Consider the following 21,334-nt stretch of genomic DNA (forward strand, 5'->3'; position numbering starts at 1 on the left):
CACGCTTCACATCAGCGATTCAATCGGCCTTGAACCATGCCCATTGGCTCGAGGGTAATCGGCTCCTGCCCTAAAGCGCGCACAGCTAGCCGCTCTCGGATGACTGCAACCGAGAATCTTCCTTCGTGGGGATTGCTACGGTCCTAACCTAGAGCGACCGTTGGAAGTGTCTGCTGGCGGTCAACCAATTCTGCGGAGTGAAGGCCGTACGCGCGCCCTCACGTCCGTCCTAGAACCGCGCCGCTGCATTGTCACTTATTCGTCTGACGTCCCCTTGCGATTGCGATCATGATCGCTGAGGCAGGAAGTAAGGAGGGTTAGCCCCACAGACCGGCCCGTGACTCAACGGGTCCCGACACTCGCGCGCAAGCCTGGACGAATGGGGGAATTGGATGGGTCATCTGCGACTCACCCGCTCCCTGCGAAACAATCAGCGATAGCGATAATGTCGCCGTGCAGAACGGCATCAATCTCGCTGCGGCTGATGCCCATAGCTCGTCGGAGATGATTCGCAGTTCTGGCGACAAATCCGGCGCGGTTCATTGCATAAGTGGCGCGATCGTCTTGTGGGCCTTCGCTTCGGAGCAAATCGAGGGCGACCGCATCATCAATGCTGATCTGCCTGATGCGGTGCTGAGAAGGGCGCCGCCCGTGCACACGACCGATCTTTACGCAGCACCTTTTTGTATGGAGATCCCCGCTTCCGGGCGTGATTGGCGACGCAGACCCAGCCTGATCTGCTTCTCGATCTCGATAACGGCATAGAATGCCACGCCGACTCCCACGATCAGGACACCGTCCCACAGAGATACCGGCCGGGTACCGAGGATCGCCTGCGCCGACGGCAGATAGGTGACCGCGAACTGCGTTGCGGTGATAGCAACAACGACGGCCCAAACCACCTTCGTTCCCCGCACAGCAGCCCAGGTGAACGAGGTGCCGTGGATGTTGCGGATGAAGAACAGGTGGAAAATCTCCAGCACCACCAGGGTGTTCATCGCCATGGTCTGCGCCAGTTCCAGCGGATATCCCCGGTCTGTCGCATAGGTGAAGATGCCAAACACCGCCGCGAGGAACAACAGCGCCACCAGCGAGACGTGCCACACCAGTTCGCCGGACAGGATCGGCGTCTCGCGCGGTCGTGGGGGGCGAGCCATGGTCCCCGCCTCCGTCGGCTCGAAGGCCAGCGCGATCCCCAGGGTGATGCCAGTGATAAGATTGACCCAGAGGATCTGCACCGCAGTGATCGGGAGCGAGAGGCCCGCCAGCAGAGCCAGGACCACGACCATGGATTCACCCGCATTGGTGGGCAGGGTCCAGCTGATCACCTTCGTGAGATTGTCGAACACGGTGCGGCCCTCGCGCACCGCTGCGGCGATGGACGCAAAATTGTCGTCGGCCAAGACGAGATCGGCCGCTTCCTTGGCCGCTTCCGACCCCTTCAGCCCCATTGCAATGCCGACATCGGCGCGCTTCAGCGCGGGCGCGTCATTCACCCCGTCGCCCGTCATCGCGACCGTCAGCCCATTCGCCTGAAGGGCGGTCACGAGCCGCAACTTATGCTCGGGGCTGGTTCGGGCGAAGACATCGACGCTCGCCACCTCGAGCGCGAGTTGCGCATCGTCGAGCTTGTCGAGGTCCGCGCCCGTCAGCACCCGGACAGGGTTTTCAAGACCGACCTGCGCCGCGACGGCCGCCGCCGTTCCAGCATGATCGCCGGTGATCATCTTGACCCGGATGCCCGCCGCCCGACACTCGGCCACCGCCGCGATTGCCTCCGGGCGGGGCGGGTCGATCAGCCCGACCAGGCCGAGAAAGGTGAGCCCGCCTTCGAGGGCGTCCGGGTCAATGCGCTCGGCGGTTTTGGTGCGCTCGGCCAGCGCGAGCACGCGCAGTCCGCGCCGCGCAAGAATTTCCGCGCGATCATGCCAGTGCTTGGGATCGATATCGCGGCACATGCGCAGCACGCGCTCGGGCGCGCCCTTGACGTAGGTCACTTGGCTCTGCGCACCCTCGACCAGGACGGCCATATAGCGATGGCGGGAATCGAAGGGGATGGCGTCGAGCCGTCGCGTCTGCGCCCGCGGATCGGTTGTCACCTTGCCGGCAAAGGCGAGAAGCGCCCCTTCCATCGGATCACCTTCGACGACCCAGTGGCCGGCATGCTGGTGCAGCTCGGCATCGTTGCAGAGCGCCGATGCACGGGCGAGGCTTTCGAGCTTGCCGGACGAAGCGATAATACCGTTTGGCTCATATCCTTCGCCGGGAATCTCAAACACGCCTTCCGGCGTTTCCGCGGCTGCGACCACCATTTCATTGCGGGTCAGCGTGCCGGTCTTGTCGGTGCAGATCACCGAGACCGAACCGATCGCCTCGATGGCCGGTAGACGGCGGATGATGGCGTTGCGACGCGCCATGGCCTGAACGCCGATGGCGAGCGTGATCGTCATCACCGCCGGCAGGCCCTCCGGGATCGCCGCAACGGCAACGCCCACGACCACCATGAACATTTCAGAGAATTCGTAGTGGCCGACATAATAGCCGTATGCGAGCAGCAGCCCCGAACACAGCAGAATCAGAAACGACAGCCAGCGGGCAAAATTGTCCATCTGCGTGACCAGCGGAGTCTTCAACTGCTCCACCTCAGCCAGGAGCCCGCCGATGCGGCCAATCTCGGTGCCGGAACCCGTCGCAACCACCAGGCCGCGCGCCGTTCCCTGTGTGAGAAGCGTGCCCGACCACAGCATTGATCGGCGGTCTCCGAGCGCCGTGTCGGCGGCGACAGGATCTACGACCTTCTCGACGGGAACGGATTCACCCGTCAGGATCGCTTCCTGAGCGGAAAGGCCGTGGGCCTCAAGGACACGCAGGTCCGCTGGCACCTTGTCGCCGGCTTCCAGCAGCACGATGTCTCCCGGCACAAGGTCGGCTCCGTCGACAGAGATGCGGGCGCCATCGCGCAACACCGCCGCGTGCGGCGCCAACATGTTGCGGATCGCCGTCATCGCGGCCTCGGCTTTACCTTCCTGAATGTAGCCGATCACCGCATTGGCCAGGACGACCGCCAGAATGACGCCCGTATCCACCCAGTGTTGCAGCGCCCCGGTGACAATGGCCGCTCCGATCAGCACGTAAATCAGCACGTTGTTGAAGTGCGCGAGGAACCGCATAACCGCGCTGCGGGCTGGAGGCTCGGGCAAGCGGTTGGGACCATGCTGCGCCAAGCGCCGCGCCGCATCGGCAGAGGACAGCCCTTCAGCCCCGGTGTCCAAGGCCGCGAGGCAAGCCTCGACCGACTGGCTATGCGGATGGATCAGTGTCGACGACATGACTTTTCCAGTCCTGCTTGAGGGCCCCGTCCATTGACGGGGATCATCAAATCCGGGCTTCCAGTCTTGGCACGGTGCCCCGCAATGCGGAAGGACGAGCCCCTCGATCGGAGCCGGTTGTGACGGCACGCCTGGCGCGATGTCGGCCAGTGCCGGTGGAAGACCTATAAAATCGAGCGGCCGCGCTCATGCGAGCTCGCGCCCTTCCGCATCGATCTCTGGAATGACGGTACGGTTGTCCGCTGGACTACCGCACAATATCTCGACGGCACGATCTGCCGCGTCCTGAAAGGGTTCGAGCACCGTATCAGCACCGGAAGCCACCAAGAAGGCCGTTTCCTGCGAACCGTGGGAGGTCACCGCAACACGCCCGCCAAACCCGGCCGCTTGAACCAGTTGAAGCAGGGTACTGCGGGCATCCTCGTGACTAAGTCCGATTGCCTGCTGCGGCACGGACAGAACGACCCAGCCTGCATGGTGCAGCGGAAGTTCGGCGACAAACTCGGGATCGGTTGCGTCACCAAATTGGGCATCGAGCCCCAATTCGTGCCAACGCCGGACGGCCTGCGGGTTGAAATCCACGCCCAGTACGCTGAGCTTCCGCGCTTTCAGACGTAGCCCGATCGCCGTACCGAAGCGGCCGAGACCAAACACGATCACTTGGGCGGACCCGTTGGGATTTGGTCGCTCGTCGCGCCCCTCGCACGGGGTGTTCTTACGCTCGAACACTCCGAGGAGGGGTTCACACAGCGCATAGAGTCGGTGGGAATAGGTAATCATGTAGGTCGACGCGGCGATCGTTACCAAACCCACCATGGTCACGAGCCCAAGTGCATCTTCGCCGACGTGACCCAGGCTCACCCCCATGGCGACAAAGATCAGGGAGAATTCGCTGATCTGCGCCACGGTCAGCCCCGCTAGAAAGCTGGTCCGTTTGCGGTACCCCATCGCGCTCATGATCGTAAGGACGATGAGCGGATTGCCGATTAGGACGAAAAGCGAGAAGACGATGGCTCCGGCGACGTGCCCACCGAGAAGTGAGAGATCGAGCGTGGATCCCAGCGCAATGAAAAAGAAGAGGAGCAGAAAGTCTCGCAGCGGCCCAAGTCGGGCCGAGATGGTTTCTCGATAGGGAGTGGAGGCAAGCGAAACACCGGCGAGCAGGCCACCGACCTCCTTGCCGAGGCCCATGAGATCACCGACCGCGGCAAACATCGCGGCCTGAGCGATGGCGAAGACCACCAAAAGCTCGGGCGCTCGGGCCAAGCGTTCGGTGAGCGGTGTGGCAATGTACTGAATGAAGACAGCGACTACGGCCACCATCCCAAGACCCGCGAGCAACACAGTGGCGACCGACGCCCCGCCGTGGCTACCCTCGGTGGCCGCCCCGATACCGATGGCCGACAGCAGGATCATCGCCAGCACCACAACGAGGTCCTGTACGATCAGGAAGCCCAGTGCGATCTGACCGTGAAGCGAGTCGATCTCACGCTTATCGGACAGCAGCTTCACGACGATGATCGTCGAGGAGAAGGTAAGCGCGACAGCGACGTAGAGGCTCGTCACATGACCGAGCCCCAGCGCCAGTCCTATCAAGTAGCCGAATACGGACGTGAACCCCACCTGGCCCAAGCCCGTCATCAGCGAGACGGTACCGAGCGAACGGATCAGCTTTACGTCGAGCTTGATGCCCACGAGAAACAGCAGGATCGCGATTCCGAGTTCCGCTAGCAGGTCGATCTGGGCATCCGAGCGAACCACATCCAAAGCCGAAGGGCCGGCGATGAGGCCCACGGCGATGAAACTGACGATCAAGGGCTGGCGCAGTAGGATTCCGACGAGACCGATGCCGGCCGCCATCACCAGCAGAAGCGCAACCTCGGCAAAAGGCGGAAGCAGCAAGAGGTCCATCAGCTGTCTTTCCGATCTGTCGGAGGGAGGGGATCGTTCGCATCGTTGTGGAGCGGAGGAGGATTTCCGTCCTCCCTCGACCGGGTCTCGTGGAGGTGGAGAAACTGTGCCAGATCGGCATCGGAGATCCTCCATCCTTTGCCGATGTCGATGGCTCGCAAATCGCCGTCCTTTATCCAGCGACGGACCGTCGCGTCGTTGACCCTCAGCCGGTCGGCCACCTCATGGACGGTCTGATACTGATCGTGGGGCATAGATTTCTTCGTATGCTGCAGTTCAGTGCAGAATAACGACGTTTCGTTTGCTTGCGTTGATCGAGGTCAAGCGACGCTTCGCTCGAACCTGCTTTGTTTTTTGCGCCTGAGAGGAGCACCTGATGAAACTTGTCCTGGTCGGAAATACATCTCGAACGCTTGGATCGCGCGCGCCGCCGGGCGGCCTTACTTGCCCACCAGCGCGGCGCGTGGCCCACTCGTGATGACCCTCAGCTATCACCGAAGCCTTGGTGACCGAGCCGTCACCACAGTCAGAATCCCGGCGACGTCATCGCCATCGGCACGTCGTTGGGCGTAGGCTACGACCGCAAGCCGCCAGTGTTCATGAAGCACGGCGATGTCGTTGAGATCGAAGTCGATGGCATCGGCATTTTGCGCAATCCCGTTGTCGACGCATAAGGCTGCAGCATGAGCACCGCTCCCGTTTCCGCCGCCGCCGCTGCAGAGCTTCGTGGCGCGCGCCTTCTTCGTCTTCGACATACCGCGTAAGAATGCGGCGGCCGCGCTTATGGCGCGCGGGGACATGGCGGCAACCCGACATAAATGCAGCAACGGCACATAGGTCGAACGCATTATCGGATGGCCGGCCCCGCCAGGTGGCCAATGTAGATTTTATGCCCAGTCGGCTTCTGCGGTCGGAGTTGAGTGTAACCAGCAGATTGCCAAGTTTGTACAATTTAGATTTCGCTCAGCCGCTACCCGCACGAGTTCTCCGGCGGTCAGCGCCAGCGCATCTACCTCGCCCGCGCGCTAGCGCTGGAGCCGAAGCTCATCTCGGCGGACGAAAGCGTCGCGGCGCTCGACGTGTCGGTGCGGGCCCGCGTGCTCGATCTAATGCTGGAGTTGCAGGAGACGATGGGTCTCGCCTATCTCTTCATCTCCCACGACATTGGTCATCGAGCGCATGTGTCAGGACGTGGCTCCTTGATCGCCGCAGTGCCGATTATCGCAAGTGATCTTCATCTGCCGAGCCGTCGCGCGTACCCCGCCCGGGCTTTCGACGCGAGCTTGAGCAGTCCGTCGGCTACGCTAGAGCTCGCCAAGGCTTTACCTGACAAGCTTACCGAGCGCTTACCAAGCAGACCAAATTGGCGCCAGTAAGCAAAAAGCGCCCCGAAGGGCGCTTGCTAAGCATTTGATTTTCTTTGGGAAAATTGGAGCGGGCGATGGGATTCGAACCCACGACCCCAACCTTGGCAAGGTTGTGCTCTACCCCTGAGCTACACCCGCCCGCTCCGTGTTCGCAGATCGGCGGGCTGTGCCTGCCGCCCCGAACGGGCCGTCTCTATGCCTCAGCCGCGCGGCGAATGCAACGGGCTTTTGCAGCTTTTCTCACAGCTCGATGACGGCGGGCATTCCGGTGCCGCCGCGGCCGCGCATTGGCGCTCACACCGCGCGCAGGGTGAAGGCTTCGGCAAGACAGGCGCCATCGCCGGCGCGTTCCAGCCGGCAGTGATGGGCGAGCTGCCCGCGATCGCGCCGCGCTGCCCGCCAGCGCACCACCAGCCGCTCACCGGGGTCGATATTGCCGCGGTAGAACACATCGCGCGCCAGCGTCGTCGCGCGCGGGGCGCGGCGACCGTCGAAATGCCATTCGGCGTGGTCGATGAAGGCCACGAAGCTGGAGAAATACAGGAAGCCGGCGCCGTTGAAGTCCTGTGCCGGGCAGGGATCGATCTCGAAGGTCGCGCCGGTCGCCTTGCCCGCGAGGTCGAAGCCGTAATGGGCGGGGAGCCGCCCGGCGCGCAGGTCGGCGGCGCGCGCGGCGAGGCCGCCCGGGATCCGTGCCGGCGGAGGGAAGTTCTCCAGCGCGACGCGCGCCACCGTGTGGTTGCCGCCTCCGCTCGCCCTGCGCACGAAGGCGGAGACGAGTTCCACCCGGCCTACCGGACGGCCGCCGCTGCTTAGCGCGTGCCGGCTGGCGCATTGGGTGCGCGAGACGCGCGTGATGCCGGAACGGATGGCGAGGAGGTCATTCTCGCCGAGGCTGGCGAAATCGCCGTCCGTCACGGACAGCGCGCTGAAGGCGGCATAGACCGGCGCGCCGTCTGCATCGCGGAAGTCCGGCACCGCGCGGCCGGCCATCCGCGCCAGCCCCATCCAGTGGCGGTGGCCGAGCTCCTTCAGCAGCCATGTCTCCGACAGCCCGCCGAGGCAGAGCTGAGGCATGCCGAGCCGGATCATGTCGCCGGCTGCGGGAATCGCCGCAGCGACGAAGGTCTCGGGAGGCCGCGCGACGTTCATGCGGCGCTTCCCTGCCGGGCCTGCTCCGCCCGCCCGGCGATATGGGCGACGATGTGCTCGGCGTCGCGCCCGACGCTGCCGAAGCGGCCGGAGCCCCATGTGTGCAGCCAGGGCAGGCCGATGAAGTAGACGCCCTCGCGCCCGGTCACGCCGCGCCGGTGCTGGGGATGGCCGGCGCCGTTGAACACCGGCGCGTCCAGCCAGCCGAAATCCGGCCGGAAGCCGATGCACCAGACGATGGAGGTGATGCCCGACGTGGCGAGGTCCAGCGTCTCCCGCTCGCCCGAGGGGCGCCAGACCGCCTGGTAGACCGAGGGCGGCGGCGCCGTGAGGCCGTTGTCGGCGATGTGCCTGTCGATGGCGGCGTTGATGCCGTTATAGGTCTTGTCGGCATCGTCGAGCGCGCCGGCGAGATTGGTGTCGAACACGAGCCGCGCGCCGTCATAGTCGCGCAGCACGCCGTAGAGCTCCATGCCCTCGATGGCGAATTTGCGCAGGTCGATGTCGCGCCCGCCGTCGCGGCCGGTGACATAGTGGTTGGTATTGTCGCGCACGCCTTCGCGCAGCGGGTGCTGCTCGACCGGCATGTCGTAATAGCCCATGTCGGCGAGCCAGGTGACGACGTCGCGGCCGCGGTAGAAACGGGCGCAGCGCGGTGCATTGCCGACGGCCAGATGCACCTTGCGGCCGGCCAGGTGCAAATCCTCGGCGATCTGCGCGCCGGACTGGCCGGAGCCGACGACGAGCACCCCGCCTTCCGGCAGCTGCGCGGCGTTGCGGTACTGGGCGGAGTGGATCTGCGCGATGCCCGCCGGCAGGCGCTCGGCCATGCGCGGCACGATCGGCTCGTGATAGCCGCCCGAGGCGACCACCACATTGTCGGCGCTGAACTCGCCCGAGGTGGTGGCAATGAGGAAGCCGCCCTCGGCGCGCGGGCTGACGCGGCGCACGCTCACCCCCTCGCGGATCGGCGGGTCGACCTTGGCGCGGAACTCCTTGAGATAATTCAGGATCTCGTCCTTCTTCATGAAACCGTCGGGGTCCGGTCCCTGATAGGGGTGGCCCGGCAGGTCGCACTGCCAGTTCGGCGTGACGAGGCAGAAATTGTCCCAGCGCTGGGTCTGCCAGGCGTGCATCGCCTTGTGCTTCTCGATCACGAGATGGCCGATGCCCTGGCGGGAGAGGTGGTAGCTGGTCGACAGGCCGGCCTGACCGCCGCCGACGATGACCACCGGGTAATGCTCGATGCGGTTCTCGTTCATGAGTTCTCTCCGGGGCTCACTCGTCGAAGGCCTCGACGGCGACGCGGGGGTCGGGATGGGTTGAATGGGTCCGGCCGGCGGCCTCGATGCGGGCGAGCTGGCCCATGGCGCGCGAGCAGGGAAAGCCGTAGCGCACCTCGACGCGCTGGCTGGCGATGGTCAGCGCCTCGCGGCTTCGGGCGAGGAAATCGGCCAGCGCGTAGCTCTCGCCGGGGGTGAGGTAGTCCTTGATCACCAGCGAGGGCGAGTAGCAGCCCTCAAGCGTGCCGTCCGGCCAGCGGATGGTGAAGCGCATTTCAGGCATGGGCGGGCTCCGCGAGGCTTTCATAGGTGGCAAGATGCGCGTGCGCGGTTCTCGTCCAGTCGTGCCGCGCGGCGACGCAGGGGCCGAGCGTCGCGAGGCGGGCGCGCGTTTCCGGCTGAAGGGCGAGCATCAGCGCGTCGGCGATCGAGCCGGCCTGCAGCGGGTCGCACCAGACGGTCTCGGCCTCGCCGATATGCTCGGTGAAGGGCGCGATCCGCGAGACCACGGTGGGCACGCCGCAGGCCATGGCCTCCAGCGCGACGAGGCCGAAGCCTTCCTTCACCGAGGCGAAGGCGAGCACGTCGGCGAGCCGGTAGAGCGCCGGCATGTCCGCCTGCGGCAGGGTGCCGGCGCGGATGACGGCCTCGGCCGGCAGGCCGGAGGCGGCGAGCGCGGAATCGAACTCCTGCAGATAGTCGTGATGATCCAACACGGTAGCGCCGCCGGCGATGACGAGCTGGGCCTTCGGATGGAGGGCGCGCATCTGCGTGAAGGCATCGAGGATTCGCCGCGTGTTCTTGCGCCCCTCCACGCCGCCGACGGCGAGCACGACCGGGCCGGGCCCGAGACCGAGGCGGGTCGCCAGCGCGGCCTCGCGCCCGTCCGGCGCCGGGGTGAAGCGGTGCGTATCGACGCCATTACCGACGAGGGCGGCCTCGATGCCGAACATCTCGCCGAGCAGGCCCTGCCACAGATGGCTGACGACGAAATGTCGGTCGGCGCAGACGATGGCCCGGCGCTGAAGCTCCAGCAGGGCCGCGTCGCGGAAGGCGTCGACATGATGGACGGTGCGGGCGAAGCCGGCGATCAGGCCGTTTTCCCTGAGCGTTGCCAATGCGTTGCCGGATATGCCGTCCTGCGCGTGGAAGACGTCGAAGCGGCGATGCGCCGGGGCCTCGAAATGGCGGACATAGTCGCCGGCGCGGATGCGCACCATCTCCGTCACGTCGGCGCCGACCGGCGAGGCGGGCACGCTCACCGTGCCGCACAGGCTGGGGCGGAAGAAGCCGGCGCCGCGGGGGTCGGGGGCATGCACCACCGCCTCGTGGCCAAGCCGGGTGAGCGCGTCGCCCAGTTCCAGCGCGTGCACCACGCCGCCGCGCGGGTTGGTCGAATGGGCCAGGATGGCGATGCGCAGGGGCCGTTTCATGCCGCGTCCTCCGCTGCCGGCACTGCTGCTTCCTCAAGCTGCAGGTCGGCGGGACCGCAGCCGAGCAGCGGCGCGCGGGTGAAATCCCAGATCGTCTCGCGCGTCCGCCCGTTCACGACGTTCACGCGCCGGTCCGCCGTCACCGCGCCGATGGCGGCGGCGGCGATGCCGCGCGCCTCGAACGCCATCACGATCGCCGGCACGTCGGCGGGGGACGCGGTGAGCAGATAGCCGAAGCTGGGAAAGCTGGTCAGCCAGCGCGCCGGATCGACGCCCTCCGGCGCCGGCACGCCGGCGAGGTCGATCTCGAGGCCGACGCCGGAGCACTCCGCCAGCATGGCGCCGGTGCCGACCACCCCGCCCTGGCTGATGTCCTTGGCGGCGCGCGAAAGGCCGGATTCGGCGATCATCGGCAGGAGTTCGAGATCGCCGCGCAGCCTCGCCGCCGGCGCGTCGGTCGCCGCTTCCCAGTTGGCGAACGGCTCGCGGTAGCGCCCGCGCAGGTCGATGGCGGCGATCAGCGTCTCGCCGGGGCGGGCGTCGAAGGAGGTGAGGAGCCGCGAGGCCCGGCCGAGCACGGCGACGGAGAGCTGGCCGCGATCGGTGGAGAGGTTGGTGTGGCCGCCGACCAGCGGCACGCCGAAGCGCTCCGAGGCGGCGCGCAGCCCTTCCAGCACCGGCGCGGCGCCGTCCTCGCCGCGCGCCCACACCGCATCGACCACGGCGAGCGGGCGCCCGCCCATGGCGGCGATGTCGGACAGATTGACCATCACCCCGCACCAGCCGGCGAACCAGGGATCGCCGGCGACGAACTCGTTCATGAAGCCCTCGATGGCGAGCAGCAGGAAGCCGTCGCCATCGGGTATCGCCGCGCAGTCGTCGCCGACCGGGACGGCCCCGGTGCCGCCGAGGCCGAGCCGGGCGGCGGCGCGGCCGATATCGGCCTTGGCCTTGAGCCCGGCGGCGGCGCGCAGCTTCGCGGCGATCGCCTCGAAGGCGGTGGCCGACAGCGGCAGGGAAGGGGCGGGGGCTCTCATGTCACGCCGCCTTCCGTGCCGGGGACGCGCGGGACGGCGAGCGGAAGCCGGTCTCGGCATCGAGGATCGGCGGGTAGAAGGCGAGGTCCGCCTGCATCAGGTAATGCGGGCGGCCGTGCAGCTCCTTCTCCTCCACCACGTTCCAGTGCAGACGGCGGAACAGCAGGCCATTCTGGCTCTGCACATGGGCGAGGAACCGGGTACAGCCGCGCGCATGGGCGGAAGAGACGGCGAGACGGATCAGCGCCGCCCCGAGCGCGCCGACCTTGCGGTAGTCCGGCGCGACGGCGAGGCGCGAGCCCCACCACACGCCCGGCTCGGATTCATGGATGCGCACCGTGCCGACGACGTCGTCGGCCAGCAGGCCGAGCAGGGAGAGCGCGACGATGGGGATGGCGACGTCGTCGAGGCCGTCGCGGTCGTCGCCGTCGAACAGGCCCTGCTCGTCGCAGAACACCTCTCGGCGCAGCCGCGCGGCGCCGCGCTTCTCCCAGGTCTGGGTGGCGAACTTCACCTGGAAGTCGGCGGCGAGGAAGGGGCGGAAGGGCTCGAACATCATGCGCAGCCTCCCTGCCCGAGATTGCGCCGCTCATAGGTGGAGAGCGCCGAGCAGGCGCCGCATCTGGCGCAGCCGGCCTTCACCTCGATGGATTTCAGCCCGGTCGCCAGCAGCATTCCCGAGAGCGGGCCGAGAATGGCGTTCATGAAGGCCGGGGAGGGGGTGGGGTGGCTTTCCAGCGGCGTGCCGGAGATCGGCACGAAGGGCACCACGAAGGGGTAGACGCCCATCTTCGTCAGCCGGTCGCAGACGGAGAGGATGTCCTCGCGGGTGTCACCCAGCCCGGCGAGGATGTAGGTGGAGACCTGGCCGCGCCCGAACACCGGCACGGCGGCGGCGAAGGCCTCGAAATAACGCGCCACCGAGACCTGCGCCTTGCCGGGCATGATCTTTTGCCGGACGGGCTCGGTGCAGGCTTCCAGATGCATGCCGAGCGCATCGGCGCCGGCCTCGAACATCCGGGAAAACCACGCATCGTCGTCCGGCGGCTCGCACTGCACCTGGATCGGCAGGTTGACCGCGCCCTTCACCGCCGCCGCGCTCTCGGTGAGGATCGCGGCGCCGCGGTCCTTGCCCGGCGGGGTGCCGGTGGTCATCACCATGTGCCTGACGCCGTCCAGCTCCACGGCGGCTTTCGCCACTTCCGCGAGCTGGGCCGGGGTCTTGCGCTCGATGGTGCGGCCGGCGGCGAGCGACTGGCCGATGGCGCAGAACTGGCAGGTCTTGGTGCGGCTCTGATAGCGGATGCAGCTCTGCAGCACCGTGGTCGCCAGCACATCGCGCCCATGCAGCACGGCGATCCTGGAATAGGGGATGCCGTCGGCCGTGCTGAGCCCGTAGAATTTCGGCTGGAGGGGAAACGACACCTCGCCGAGCACCAGCCCGTCGCGGCTGATGCGGCTCCGGCCATAGGCATCCGGCTTCTCGACCAGGTACGGGCTCTCGAAGGCCGGCGCGGTGTGCACCGGCACCATCACCGTCATGCCGTCCAGCGTCATCGCCTTGTGGTCGGAAGGCCCGGCGCCGCCGCGACGCGACTCCGCGCCGGCCCGGGGGTCAACCAGCCGCACCCCGTAGGACTGCAACTCGTTGATCAGCTGTTCCGTCGGCAGCGGCCGCAGCTCGGTCGCCGGGTCCATCGGTTTCATCGGGAAGGCTCCCTGTCAGGACGGGGAAGGGGGTTGCGCGCGCGCTCATGTGCATGGGCACGGCCGGGCGGTCGTCGAGGTGCAGGCTGAGCAGTTCCGGCCGGGCGTAATGGCCGACCGAATCCATCATCCGCTTGCGCTTGGTGATGAGGCCCATGTCGAGATCGGCGATCAGGATGCCCTCGCCGGAGGTCAGCGGGGGCACGACATGGCTGCCCTCGGGCGAGATGATCGCGCTCATGCAGCCGCCGGTGAGGGCCTTGCGCAGCCTCTCGTCCGGCGAGATGCGGGCGATCTGCGCCTCGGTGAGCCAGCCGGTGGAATTGACCACGAAGCAGCCCGATTCCAGCGCGTGGTGGCGGATCGTCACCTCGATCTGCTCGGCGAAGATCGGCCCGACCAGCGAGCCGGGGAACTGGGCGACGTGGATTTCCTCGTGCTGCGCCATCAGCGCGTAGCGGGCCAGCGGATTGTAGTGCTCCCAGCAGGCCAGCGCGCCGACCCGGCCGACGGCGGTGTCGACCACCTTCAGCCCGGCGCCGTCGCCCTGGCCCCAGATCATCCGCTCGTGGAAGGTGGGGGTGATCTTGCGGCGCTTCAGCTTCAGCGCGCCGTCGGCGTCGAAGACGAGCTGGGTGTTGTAGAGCGAGCCGTGGTCGCGCTCGTTCACGCCCAGCACCACCACCACGCCGAGCCGGCGGGCGGCAGAGGCCACCGCCTCCGTCACCGGGCCGGGGATGACGACGCCATTCTCATAAAGCCGCAGATGCTCGGCGCCGGTGAGAGCCGGGGGCAGGACGAAGGAGAAATAGGGGTACCAGGGCAGGAAGGTCTCGGGGAACACCACGAGCTGCGCCCCCTTGCCCGCCGCCTCCTCCAGCGCGGCGAGCACGCGGGTCAGCGTGCCCTCCAGGCTGTCGAGGTCGGGCGCGATCTGCACCGCGCCGACGCGGACGATGCGTTTTTCCGCGATGCGCTTTTCCGCGATTGTCATGTCTGCCATTGCGGCCTCCTTCGGCCTCGGCCGTCATCCCGGATGGCGGCACCACCGCCGATCCGGGATCGCTCTGTCATTGGCGTACGATCCCGGCTCCGCGCCCTGCGGGCTGCGGCCGGGATGACGGAGAAACCGTCACCCTCGGGATGACGGAGAAACCGTCACCCTTGGGATGACGGAAACCTCGTCACAGCGTCTGGATCAAAGTGTCCAGGTGTCGAGGATGAAGGCGTTGTCGCGGCGGTGGAGCAGGACGATGTCGAGCACGTCGAGCGGGCTGACCGGAACGATGCCGGGGATCAGCGCGCCTTCGCCATGGCCGTAGAGCGCCTGCAGGGCGAAGCGGCAGGCATAGACCTTGCCGCCATCGTTCAGGATCTTCTCGATGCGGCCATTGAAGTTGAGATGGCCGGGAAAGGCCTCGTCGCCGAGCTTGGGGAAGCCGCGCTGCACGCCGAGCGTGACGCCGGGGCCGTAGAGCAGCACCGAGGTCTCGAAGCCCTTCTGGATGAGGCGCGAGGCCTGCAGCAGGTTGACCAGGCCGATCGAGCCCTCGAAGGCGACGGTGTGGAAGGTGACGAGCGCCTTTTCGCCGGGGGCGGCTTTGACGTCCTCGAACTTCTTGTCCTCGTAGTCGACCAGAATGTCGCCCTTCTGATGGGCCGGCACGGTGATGGTGGCCATGTCGCTCTCCTTGGCTGGCTCGACACCGGCGGCGGTGCCGGCGTGGCCAGGGGAATTGCAATCAATGTGCCAATTGATGGAATGCAAAAAGAATCATCAAAACAATCAATTTACATTCAATAATACATTCAATCCGGAGTTCTGCCGCCTCCCGGATCTGTGCAAAAAGCAAGCGTACGCTCAAGGAAACGGCGGGAAACTGCCCGCTTCATGCGCATGCGCCGGGGTGCCGTCGGTAACTCCACTTACGCAGCAAGTTGTGGACCAGTGGTGACAGGAAACCTCTGCAACATTATACAGTCAATTAGGATGGGTCGGATTCGCAAAGTCATCCCGGCCGAGCGGCAGCGAGAGCCGGGAGCGCGATGAGATCCGGCAGACGAGCCCGGATCGGCCTTGCGGCCGTCCGGGATGACGACAGGTGAAAGCGCCATGGCCGACTGGATTCCCGACCTCGCCCGCTCCGACAAGCCGCGCTACCTCGCCATCGCCGACCTGATCGGCGAGGACATACGCGCCGGGCGCCTCGCCATCGGCGACCGGCTGCCGCCGCAGCGCAAGCTCGCCGCCCGGCTCGCCATCGACTTCACCACCGTGGCGCGCGGCTATGTCGAGGCGCAGAAGCGCGGCCTGGTCGAATCGCGCGTCGGGCAGGGCACCTTCGTCACCGGCACGCCGCGCCCCAGGCCGCGCGCCGCGGTGGCCGGCGGCTCGGGCGTGGTCGACCTGTCGATGAACCTGCCGCCCGAGCCGGACGACCCGGCGCTGATCGAGCGCATGCAGGACGGGCTCGCCGAGGTCGGGCGCGATCTCGTCGCCCTGCTGCGCTATCAGGGATTCGGCGGAACGCCGGCCGACAAGAACGCCGCCTCGGCCTGGCTCGGCCGCCGCGCCATGGTGCCGGCGCAGGAGCGCATCTTCGTCACGCCCGGCGCGCATCCCGCGCTGCTCGGCATTTTCGGCCTGCTCGCCCGGCCCGGCGACACGGTGCTGTGCGAGGCCATCACCTATCCCGGCGCGCGGGCGGTGGCCGCCCAGCTCGGCCTGCGGCTCGTCGGCCTGCCGATGGACCGCGCCGGCATCGACCCGGACGCCTTCGGGCAGGCCTGCCGCGAACTGGCGCCCAAGGCGCTCTATCTCAACCCGACGCTGCACAACCCGACGACGCTCACCATACCGGAGGCGCGGCGCACCGCGCTGGCCGCCGTCGCCCGCCGCCATGGCGTGCCGATCGTCGAGGACGACGCCTATGGCTTCGTGCCGCCGCATGGCCCGCCGCCCTTCGCGGCCATCGCGCCGGACCTGACCTGGCATATTGCGGGCCTGGCCAAATGCATCGGCGCGGGCCTGCGCGCCGCCTATGTCGTGGTGCCCGAGGCGCGCGCCGGCTATCCCTTCGCCGCCGCGCTGCGCACAGCCAACGTGATGGCCTCGCCGCTGACCACGGCGCTCGCCACCCGCTGGATCGAGGACGGCACCGCCGATACGCTGCTGCGCTTCATCCGCGCCGAGACCGCCGCCCGGCAGGCGCTGGCGAGCGAGATCCTGCCGCCGGGTAGCTTCCGGGCCGACCCGCTGAGCTTCAACCTCTGGATCGAGCTGCCGGAGCCGTGGACCCGCTCGGCCTTTGTCGGCCACATGCGCACCACCGGCATCGGCGTCGTCGCCAGCGACGCCTTCACCGCCGCCGGGCCGGCGATCGAGGCGGTGCGGGTGTGCCTGGGCGGGCCGGCGAGCCGGGCGCAGATCCGCTCGGCGCTGGACTTCATGGCGCACGCGCTGAGCCAGGCGCCCGAGGCGGTGTCGTCGGTGATGTGATCGCGCTCCACCCCGTCATCGCGGACGGCCGTAGGCCGATCCGGGATGACGCGAGTGGCAGAAAGCCTCACGCCAGCTTGCCCGCCGCCTCCAGCAGCAGGTCGACGTCGTCCGGCGTGGTGGCGAAGGAGGTGACGAGGCGCACCACGCCCGTGCCCCAGCGGTCGGTGTAGAAGCGGAAACCCTGTTCCAGCAGCCCGTCGATCATCGGCTGCGGCAGGCGCACGAACAGCATGTTGGCCTCCGCCGGGGCGGTGAGCGCGAGGCCGGGGATCGCCTCCAGCCCGGCCGCCAGCCGGCCCGCCATGGCATTGGCGTGGCGGGCATTGACGAGCCAGAGCTCGCCCTCGAGATAGGCGTCCATCTGCGCCGCGAGGAAGCGCATCTTGGAGGACAGGTGCCCGCCGCGCTTGCGGCGGAAGGCGATCTCCTGCGCGCGGGCGCGGTCGAACAGCACGATGGCCTCGACGCCCATGGCGCCGTTCTTGGTGGCGCCGAAGGACAGGATGTCGACGCCGGCCTTCCAGGTCATCTCCGCCGGGCTGACACCCAGCGCGGCCACCGCATTGGCGAAGCGCGAACCGTCCATGTGCAGCGGCAGGCCGGCGGCGCGGCAGACCGCGCCGATGGCGCGCACATGTTCCAGGCTATAGAGCGTGCCCAGCTCGCTCGCCTGGGTGATGGAGACGCAGGCCGGCTGCACGCAGTGCACGTCGCCGCGGTTGCGCTGCGCCGCCTCGGCCAGCGCCTCGGGGTCGATCTTCGCCGCCGCGCCGCGCACATGCACCAGCTTGGCGCCGTGGGTGAAGAATTCCGGCGCGCCGCACTCGTCGTTCTCGATGTGGCTCTCGGCATGGCACAGCACGGCGCCCCAGGGCGGCGTGAGCACGCTCAGCGCCAGCGCGTTGGCGGCGGTGCCGGTGGAGACCAGCAGGACGCTCACCTCGCGCTCGAACAGGGCGGAAAGCCGCGCCTCGACGCGGGCGGAGATCTCGTCGGCACCATAGGAGGGCATCGCCCCCTCATTGGCCGCCGTGAGCGCGGCGAGGATGGCGGGGGAAATTCCGGCGACGTTGTCGCTGCCGAAGCCGGGCGGGCGGCGGGGGGTGGTCGGGCGGTCGGTCACGGGCGATCCTGTGGGGTGGGGGCGGGCCGAGGTCCTGGGCGCGATCCGATCCGATTGCGCGGCAATCGGGTCGGTGTGTGCTCTAGGGGGAAACCGGCGCGCCGGCCATTGTCAATTCGCCGGAGCCGGCATTGACTGCGTCACGTGCCGGATGGCGCGCGCCGGTGCGGCGGGTTTAGTGCCTGTTTGACGATTCCTTCACCGGCGTCATCCCGGAAGGACCGCAGGTCCTGTCCGGAAACGCTACGGCTTCCAGGGACGATCCCGGCTCTCCGCCTCCGGCGGCGGCCGGGACGACGGCCTCCAAGGGATTTGCAGACAGGCTGCGAGATGACCAGCATGAGTGCCACCGACCATGTCGTCGCCGACCAGGAGCCGGTGTTCGCCCTGCTCGCCGATCCTTCCTCCCATGGGCTGCCGGGCCATGGGCTGCCGGGCGAGGTCCGACGCATCGACACGCATGGCGCGGTGGTGTTCCTCGCCGGCGCGGACGTCTACAAGGTCAAGCGCGCGGTGCGCTTCTCCTTCATGGATTTCTCGACGCTTGCGCGCCGCCGGCGGGCCTGCGCGCGCGAGCTGGAGCTGAACCGCGCCACCGCGCCCGAGCTCTATCTCGGCCTCGTTCCCATCGTCGCCCGCGCCGGGGCGCTGCATCTGGGCGGCGAGGACGAGATGGACGGCGAGGTGGTGGAGTGGGCGGTGCATATGCGCCGCTTCGACGAGGAGGCGACGCTCGACAAGGTGGCCGCGCGCGAGGGGCTGTCGCCGCCGCTCCTCGCCGCGCTGGCGGTCGCCGTGGAACAGGCGCACCGGCAGGCGCCGCGCGCGGCCAAGGGCGCGCAGGCGCCGCTGCGGGAGGTGGCGCGCAACGTCGTGGCCGGGCTGATGGAGGCGCCGGACGTGCTGGCGCCGGCGCGCGTGGCGGCGCTCGACGCCGCCTTCATCGAGGCCTTCGACCGGCTCGACCCGCTGCTGGCGCGCCGGGCGGCGGCCGGCGAGGTGCGGCGCTGCCATGGCGACCTGCATTTGCGCAACATCGTCCTGATCGACGGCGCGCCGGTGCTGTTCGACGCGCTCGAATTCGACGAAGCGCTGGCCACCACCGACCGGCTCTACGACCTCGCCTTCCTGCTGATGGATATCGGCGTGCGCGGGCTCGCCTTCGAGGCGAACTACCTGCTCAACCGCTACCTCGTCGCCTGCGGCGACGACCCGCCGTTCGACGGGCTGGCGGCGCTGCCGCTGTTCATCGCGCTGCGCGCCGCCATCCGCGCCCAGGTCACCGCCGCCGCGCTGGCCTTCCGCTCCGGCGCGACGCGCGAGGCGGCGGTCGCGGAGGCGCGGGACTATCTCGCCTTCGCCGAGGCGGCGCTGCACCCGCGCGCCGTGCGGCTGGTCGCCGTCGGCGGGCTTTCCGGCTCGGGCAAGAGCACGCTCGCCGCCCGGCTGGCGCCGCTGGTCGGCCCGGTGCCGGGGGCGGTGCATCTGCGCTCGGATGTCGAGCGCAAGCGGCTGCAGGGCAGCCCGGAACTGGAGCGCCTGCCGCCCGAGGCCTATTCGATGGAGGCGACGCAGGCGGTCTACGAAACGCTGCGGACGCGGGCGGAGACGATCCTCGCCGCCGGGCACGGCGTCGTCGTCGATGCCGTCCACCAGCGTGCCGACGAGAGGCAGGCGATCGCCGAGGTCGCCTATGAGAGCGGCGTCGACTTTCTCGGCCTGTGGCTGGAGGCGCCGGTGGCGGCGCTGGCGGAGCGCGTCGACGCCCGGCGCGGCGATGCCTCGGATGCCACGGGGGAGGTGGTGCGCTGGCAGGCGGGGCGCGATGTCGGCCCGCTCGACTGGGTGCGGATCGACACCTCCGGCCCGCGCGGGCAGGCGCTGGCGCAGGCGGCGGCGCTGCTGGAGGGCTAGGGCTGCTCGGCGGCGCGCCGGCGGGCGTCCTCGACCACGTCCTTGAAGCCCTGATAGTCGAGCGCGGCGGCGACCTTGAAGGGGCCGACGAGATAGACCGGCGTGCCCGGCAGGCCGAGCGCCTCGGCCTGCTCGTTGTTGCGCTTGAGCAGCGCGCCGATCTCGCCGGCATGCGCCTTGAGATCCTTCGCCAGCCTCTGGCGGTCGATGCCCGCATCGGCCAGCGCCTCGCTCATGCGCTCGGTGGTGGTCTTGCCCGGCAGGTTCATCAGCTTGTTGTGGGCGGCGGCATACTTGCCCTGATACTTCGCCGCGAGGGCGAGCTGGGCGGCGACCACCGAGGACTTGGCCAGGATCGGCCAGTCCTTGTAGACGATGCGGATATTGCCGTCCTCCGCCACCAGGCGCTCCAGCTCCGGCAGGGATTTGCGGCAATAGCCGCAATTATAGTCGAAGAAGGCGACGATGGTGACGTCGCCCTTCGGGTTGCCGGCGGCCGGCGCCTCGGGGTCGTTCAGCAGCGCGTCGATGTCGAGCGGCCTGGGCGCGGCGGCGGCGGGCGGCGTGTCCGGCGCGGCGGCCTGGAGCGGGCCCGCCAGAAGCGCGGCCAGCGCGGCGCCGGCGGCGGTCAAGAGCAGCGCGCGGCGCTTCATCGCGAACGTCCTTTTCAACGCAATCCGGCGAAGGCGGGCCCGCGCGCGGCACATATCCCGGATCGAACACCGAACCGGGGACGGCTCAGCCGTCACTCCGCACGCGCAGCCCGTCGAGGATGATGCGCTGCACGTTGCGCGTAGCCTCCTCGACAAACTGGTCGTCGTCCAGCCCCGTCTTGACCAGCGCATCGATCTGCGAGGCGAAATCGGCATAGTGTTGCGTCGTCGCCCAGATCGAGAAGATCAGGTGATGGGGGTCGATCGGCGCCAGCTTGCCGGCCGCCGTCCAGGCGCGGATCACCTCGGCCTTGGCGTCGACGAGCTCCTTCAGCGAGGTTTCCAGCTCGCGGCGCAGCAGCGGGGCGCCCTGCACCATCTCCAGGCAGAACAGGCGCGAGGCTTCCGGATGGGTGCGCGAGAACAGAATCTTGCGGCGGATATATTCGCGGATGCCCTCGATCGGGTCGGTGTCGAGCCGAAGCTCGCGCAGCGGATCCAGCCACTGGTCGAGCAGCCGGCTCAGCACGCCGACATAGACCTCGTCCTTGGTGGCGAAATAGTAGAACAGATTGGTCTTGGAGACCTCGGCCGCGCGGGCGATCTCTTCCACCGTGGTGCCGTGCAGGCCGTAGCGCGAGAACAGCGAGAGCGCGGCGTCGAGGATCGCGGTGTGCTTGGCCTCGATCCGCCTGAGGCGGTTCGGCGTCTTCGGCCGCGCGCCGCCGGCGGGCTCGCCGGAGGATGCCTCCGGCGCCTTGCGCGGCAGGATCTGGCGGGTGCGCGCTTCCGCCCGGACCTTCCGGCTGGACAGGCGATCCATGGTTTGCGCGCGCGTCAACGATGTCCCTCGGCCACTCCCCCATGACATGACATGGAAACGAAACGCGCTGCAATATAGCGGTTCGCTCCTGGCTCCGATT

The 21,334-nt window shown here is 68.1% G+C and carries 17 protein-coding genes, 1 tRNA gene and 2 pseudogenes; 4 read left to right on the top strand and 16 right to left on the bottom strand.

What is annotated here, in order from left to right; all coding sequences use genetic code 11:
- Nucleotides 1-668: 668 nt before the first annotated feature.
- The 3 genes from AC1PZ7_RS03630 to AC1PZ7_RS03640 all read right to left on the bottom strand — a co-directional run bounded on the left by AC1PZ7_RS03630 (nt 669) and on the right by AC1PZ7_RS03640 (nt 5,494).
- Complete coding sequence (locus tag AC1PZ7_RS03630) at nt 669-3,329, bottom strand: cation-transporting P-type ATPase (protein WP_482358157.1); 2,661 nt, start codon at nt 3,327-3,329, stop codon at nt 669-671.
- Nucleotides 3,330-3,515: 186 nt separating this feature from the next.
- Complete coding sequence (locus tag AC1PZ7_RS03635; protein ID WP_482358158.1) at nt 3,516-5,240, bottom strand: cation:proton antiporter; 1,725 nt, start codon at nt 5,238-5,240, stop codon at nt 3,516-3,518.
- Nucleotides 5,240-5,494, bottom strand: coding sequence for a helix-turn-helix domain-containing protein (locus AC1PZ7_RS03640; protein ID WP_482358159.1), 255 nt, complete (start codon nt 5,492-5,494; stop codon nt 5,240-5,242). The genes AC1PZ7_RS03635 and AC1PZ7_RS03640 overlap by 1 nt, the downstream gene beginning before the upstream one ends.
- A 279-nt stretch (nt 5,495-5,773) precedes the next feature.
- Between AC1PZ7_RS03640 and AC1PZ7_RS03645 the strand changes: the two are divergent.
- Nucleotides 5,774-5,914: pseudogene (locus AC1PZ7_RS03645) on the top strand (fumarylacetoacetate hydrolase family protein); the annotation flags it as partial.
- Nucleotides 5,915-6,205: 291 nt separating this feature from the next.
- A pseudogene (locus tag AC1PZ7_RS03650) lies at nt 6,206-6,437 on the top strand (ATP-binding cassette domain-containing protein); the annotation flags it as partial.
- 233 nt (nt 6,438-6,670) lie between these two features.
- Here the strand turns inward: AC1PZ7_RS03650 and AC1PZ7_RS03655 are convergent.
- The 10 genes from AC1PZ7_RS03655 to AC1PZ7_RS03700 form a co-directional block, all read right to left on the bottom strand.
- Nucleotides 6,671-6,745 (bottom strand) — tRNA-Gly (locus AC1PZ7_RS03655).
- A gap of 156 nt (nt 6,746-6,901) precedes the next feature.
- Nucleotides 6,902-7,759: a Pnap_2097 family protein gene (locus AC1PZ7_RS03660; RefSeq protein ID WP_482358160.1), complete on the bottom strand. Its 858-nt coding sequence runs from the start codon at nt 7,757-7,759 to the stop codon at nt 6,902-6,904.
- A complete protein-coding gene (locus AC1PZ7_RS03665) occupies nt 7,756-9,021 on the bottom strand; it encodes an MSMEG_0569 family flavin-dependent oxidoreductase (RefSeq protein ID WP_482358161.1) in 1,266 nt (421 codons plus the stop codon). The genes AC1PZ7_RS03660 and AC1PZ7_RS03665 overlap by 4 nt, the downstream gene beginning before the upstream one ends.
- A gap of 16 nt (nt 9,022-9,037) precedes the next feature.
- A complete protein-coding gene (locus tag AC1PZ7_RS03670) occupies nt 9,038-9,325 on the bottom strand; it encodes an MSMEG_0570 family nitrogen starvation response protein (RefSeq protein WP_482358162.1) in 288 nt (95 codons plus the stop codon).
- Nucleotides 9,318-10,475, bottom strand: a complete 1,158-nt coding sequence (locus AC1PZ7_RS03675; protein ID WP_482358163.1) for an MSMEG_0565 family glycosyltransferase — start codon at nt 10,473-10,475, stop codon at nt 9,318-9,320. Before AC1PZ7_RS03675 ends, AC1PZ7_RS03670 begins: the two co-directional genes overlap by 8 nt.
- On the bottom strand, nt 10,472-11,512 hold the full coding sequence (locus AC1PZ7_RS03680; protein WP_482358164.1) for a sll0787 family AIR synthase-like protein: 1,041 nt from the start codon (nt 11,510-11,512) through the stop codon (nt 10,472-10,474). Before AC1PZ7_RS03680 ends, AC1PZ7_RS03675 begins: the two co-directional genes overlap by 4 nt.
- A gap of 1 nt (nt 11,513) precedes the next feature.
- Nucleotides 11,514-12,071 carry an MSMEG_0567/Sll0786 family nitrogen starvation N-acetyltransferase gene (locus AC1PZ7_RS03685; protein ID WP_482358165.1) on the bottom strand — a complete coding sequence of 186 codons (558 nt, stop codon included), beginning with the start codon at nt 12,069-12,071 and terminating at the stop codon, nt 11,514-11,516.
- A complete protein-coding gene (locus AC1PZ7_RS03690; RefSeq protein WP_482359558.1) occupies nt 12,068-13,210 on the bottom strand; it encodes an MSMEG_0568 family radical SAM protein in 1,143 nt (380 codons plus the stop codon). Before AC1PZ7_RS03690 ends, AC1PZ7_RS03685 begins: the two co-directional genes overlap by 4 nt.
- Nucleotides 13,128-14,222, bottom strand: coding sequence for a Nit6803 family nitrilase (locus tag AC1PZ7_RS03695; RefSeq protein WP_482358166.1), 1,095 nt, complete (start codon nt 14,220-14,222; stop codon nt 13,128-13,130). Before AC1PZ7_RS03695 ends, AC1PZ7_RS03690 begins: the two co-directional genes overlap by 83 nt.
- Before the next feature lie 195 nt (nt 14,223-14,417).
- Nucleotides 14,418-14,900: an MSMEG_0572/Sll0783 family nitrogen starvation response protein gene (locus tag AC1PZ7_RS03700; RefSeq protein WP_482358167.1), complete on the bottom strand. Its 483-nt coding sequence runs from the start codon at nt 14,898-14,900 to the stop codon at nt 14,418-14,420.
- Between the two features lie 432 nt (nt 14,901-15,332).
- Between AC1PZ7_RS03700 and AC1PZ7_RS03705 the strand changes: the two genes are divergently transcribed.
- A complete protein-coding gene (locus AC1PZ7_RS03705; protein WP_482358168.1) occupies nt 15,333-16,718 on the top strand; it encodes an aminotransferase-like domain-containing protein in 1,386 nt (461 codons plus the stop codon).
- Between the two features lie 67 nt (nt 16,719-16,785).
- On the opposite strand, the gene AC1PZ7_RS03710 is transcribed toward AC1PZ7_RS03705, so the two are convergent.
- Complete coding sequence (locus AC1PZ7_RS03710; protein WP_482358169.1) at nt 16,786-17,844, bottom strand: threonine aldolase family protein; 1,059 nt, start codon at nt 17,842-17,844, stop codon at nt 16,786-16,788.
- 339 nt (nt 17,845-18,183) lie between these two features.
- Here AC1PZ7_RS03710 and AC1PZ7_RS03715 point away from each other — a divergent pair, with 339 nt between their 5' ends.
- Nucleotides 18,184-19,758 carry a bifunctional aminoglycoside phosphotransferase/ATP-binding protein gene (locus AC1PZ7_RS03715; protein ID WP_482358170.1) on the top strand — a complete coding sequence of 525 codons (1,575 nt, stop codon included), beginning with the start codon at nt 18,184-18,186 and terminating at the stop codon, nt 19,756-19,758.
- On the opposite strand, the gene AC1PZ7_RS03720 is transcribed toward AC1PZ7_RS03715, so the two are convergent.
- Together AC1PZ7_RS03720 and rutR are read right to left on the bottom strand one after the other, a co-directional pair.
- Complete coding sequence (locus AC1PZ7_RS03720) at nt 19,755-20,411, bottom strand: DsbA family protein (RefSeq protein ID WP_482358171.1); 657 nt, start codon at nt 20,409-20,411, stop codon at nt 19,755-19,757. The genes AC1PZ7_RS03715 and AC1PZ7_RS03720 overlap by 4 nt on opposite strands.
- A gap of 85 nt (nt 20,412-20,496) precedes the next feature.
- Nucleotides 20,497-21,234, bottom strand: a complete 738-nt coding sequence (gene rutR, locus AC1PZ7_RS03725) for an HTH-type transcriptional regulator RutR (protein ID WP_482358172.1) — start codon at nt 21,232-21,234, stop codon at nt 20,497-20,499.
- Nucleotides 21,235-21,334: the final 100 nt, after the last annotated feature.

The organism is Ancylobacter sp. TW_SC_1 (assembly GCF_056836805.1).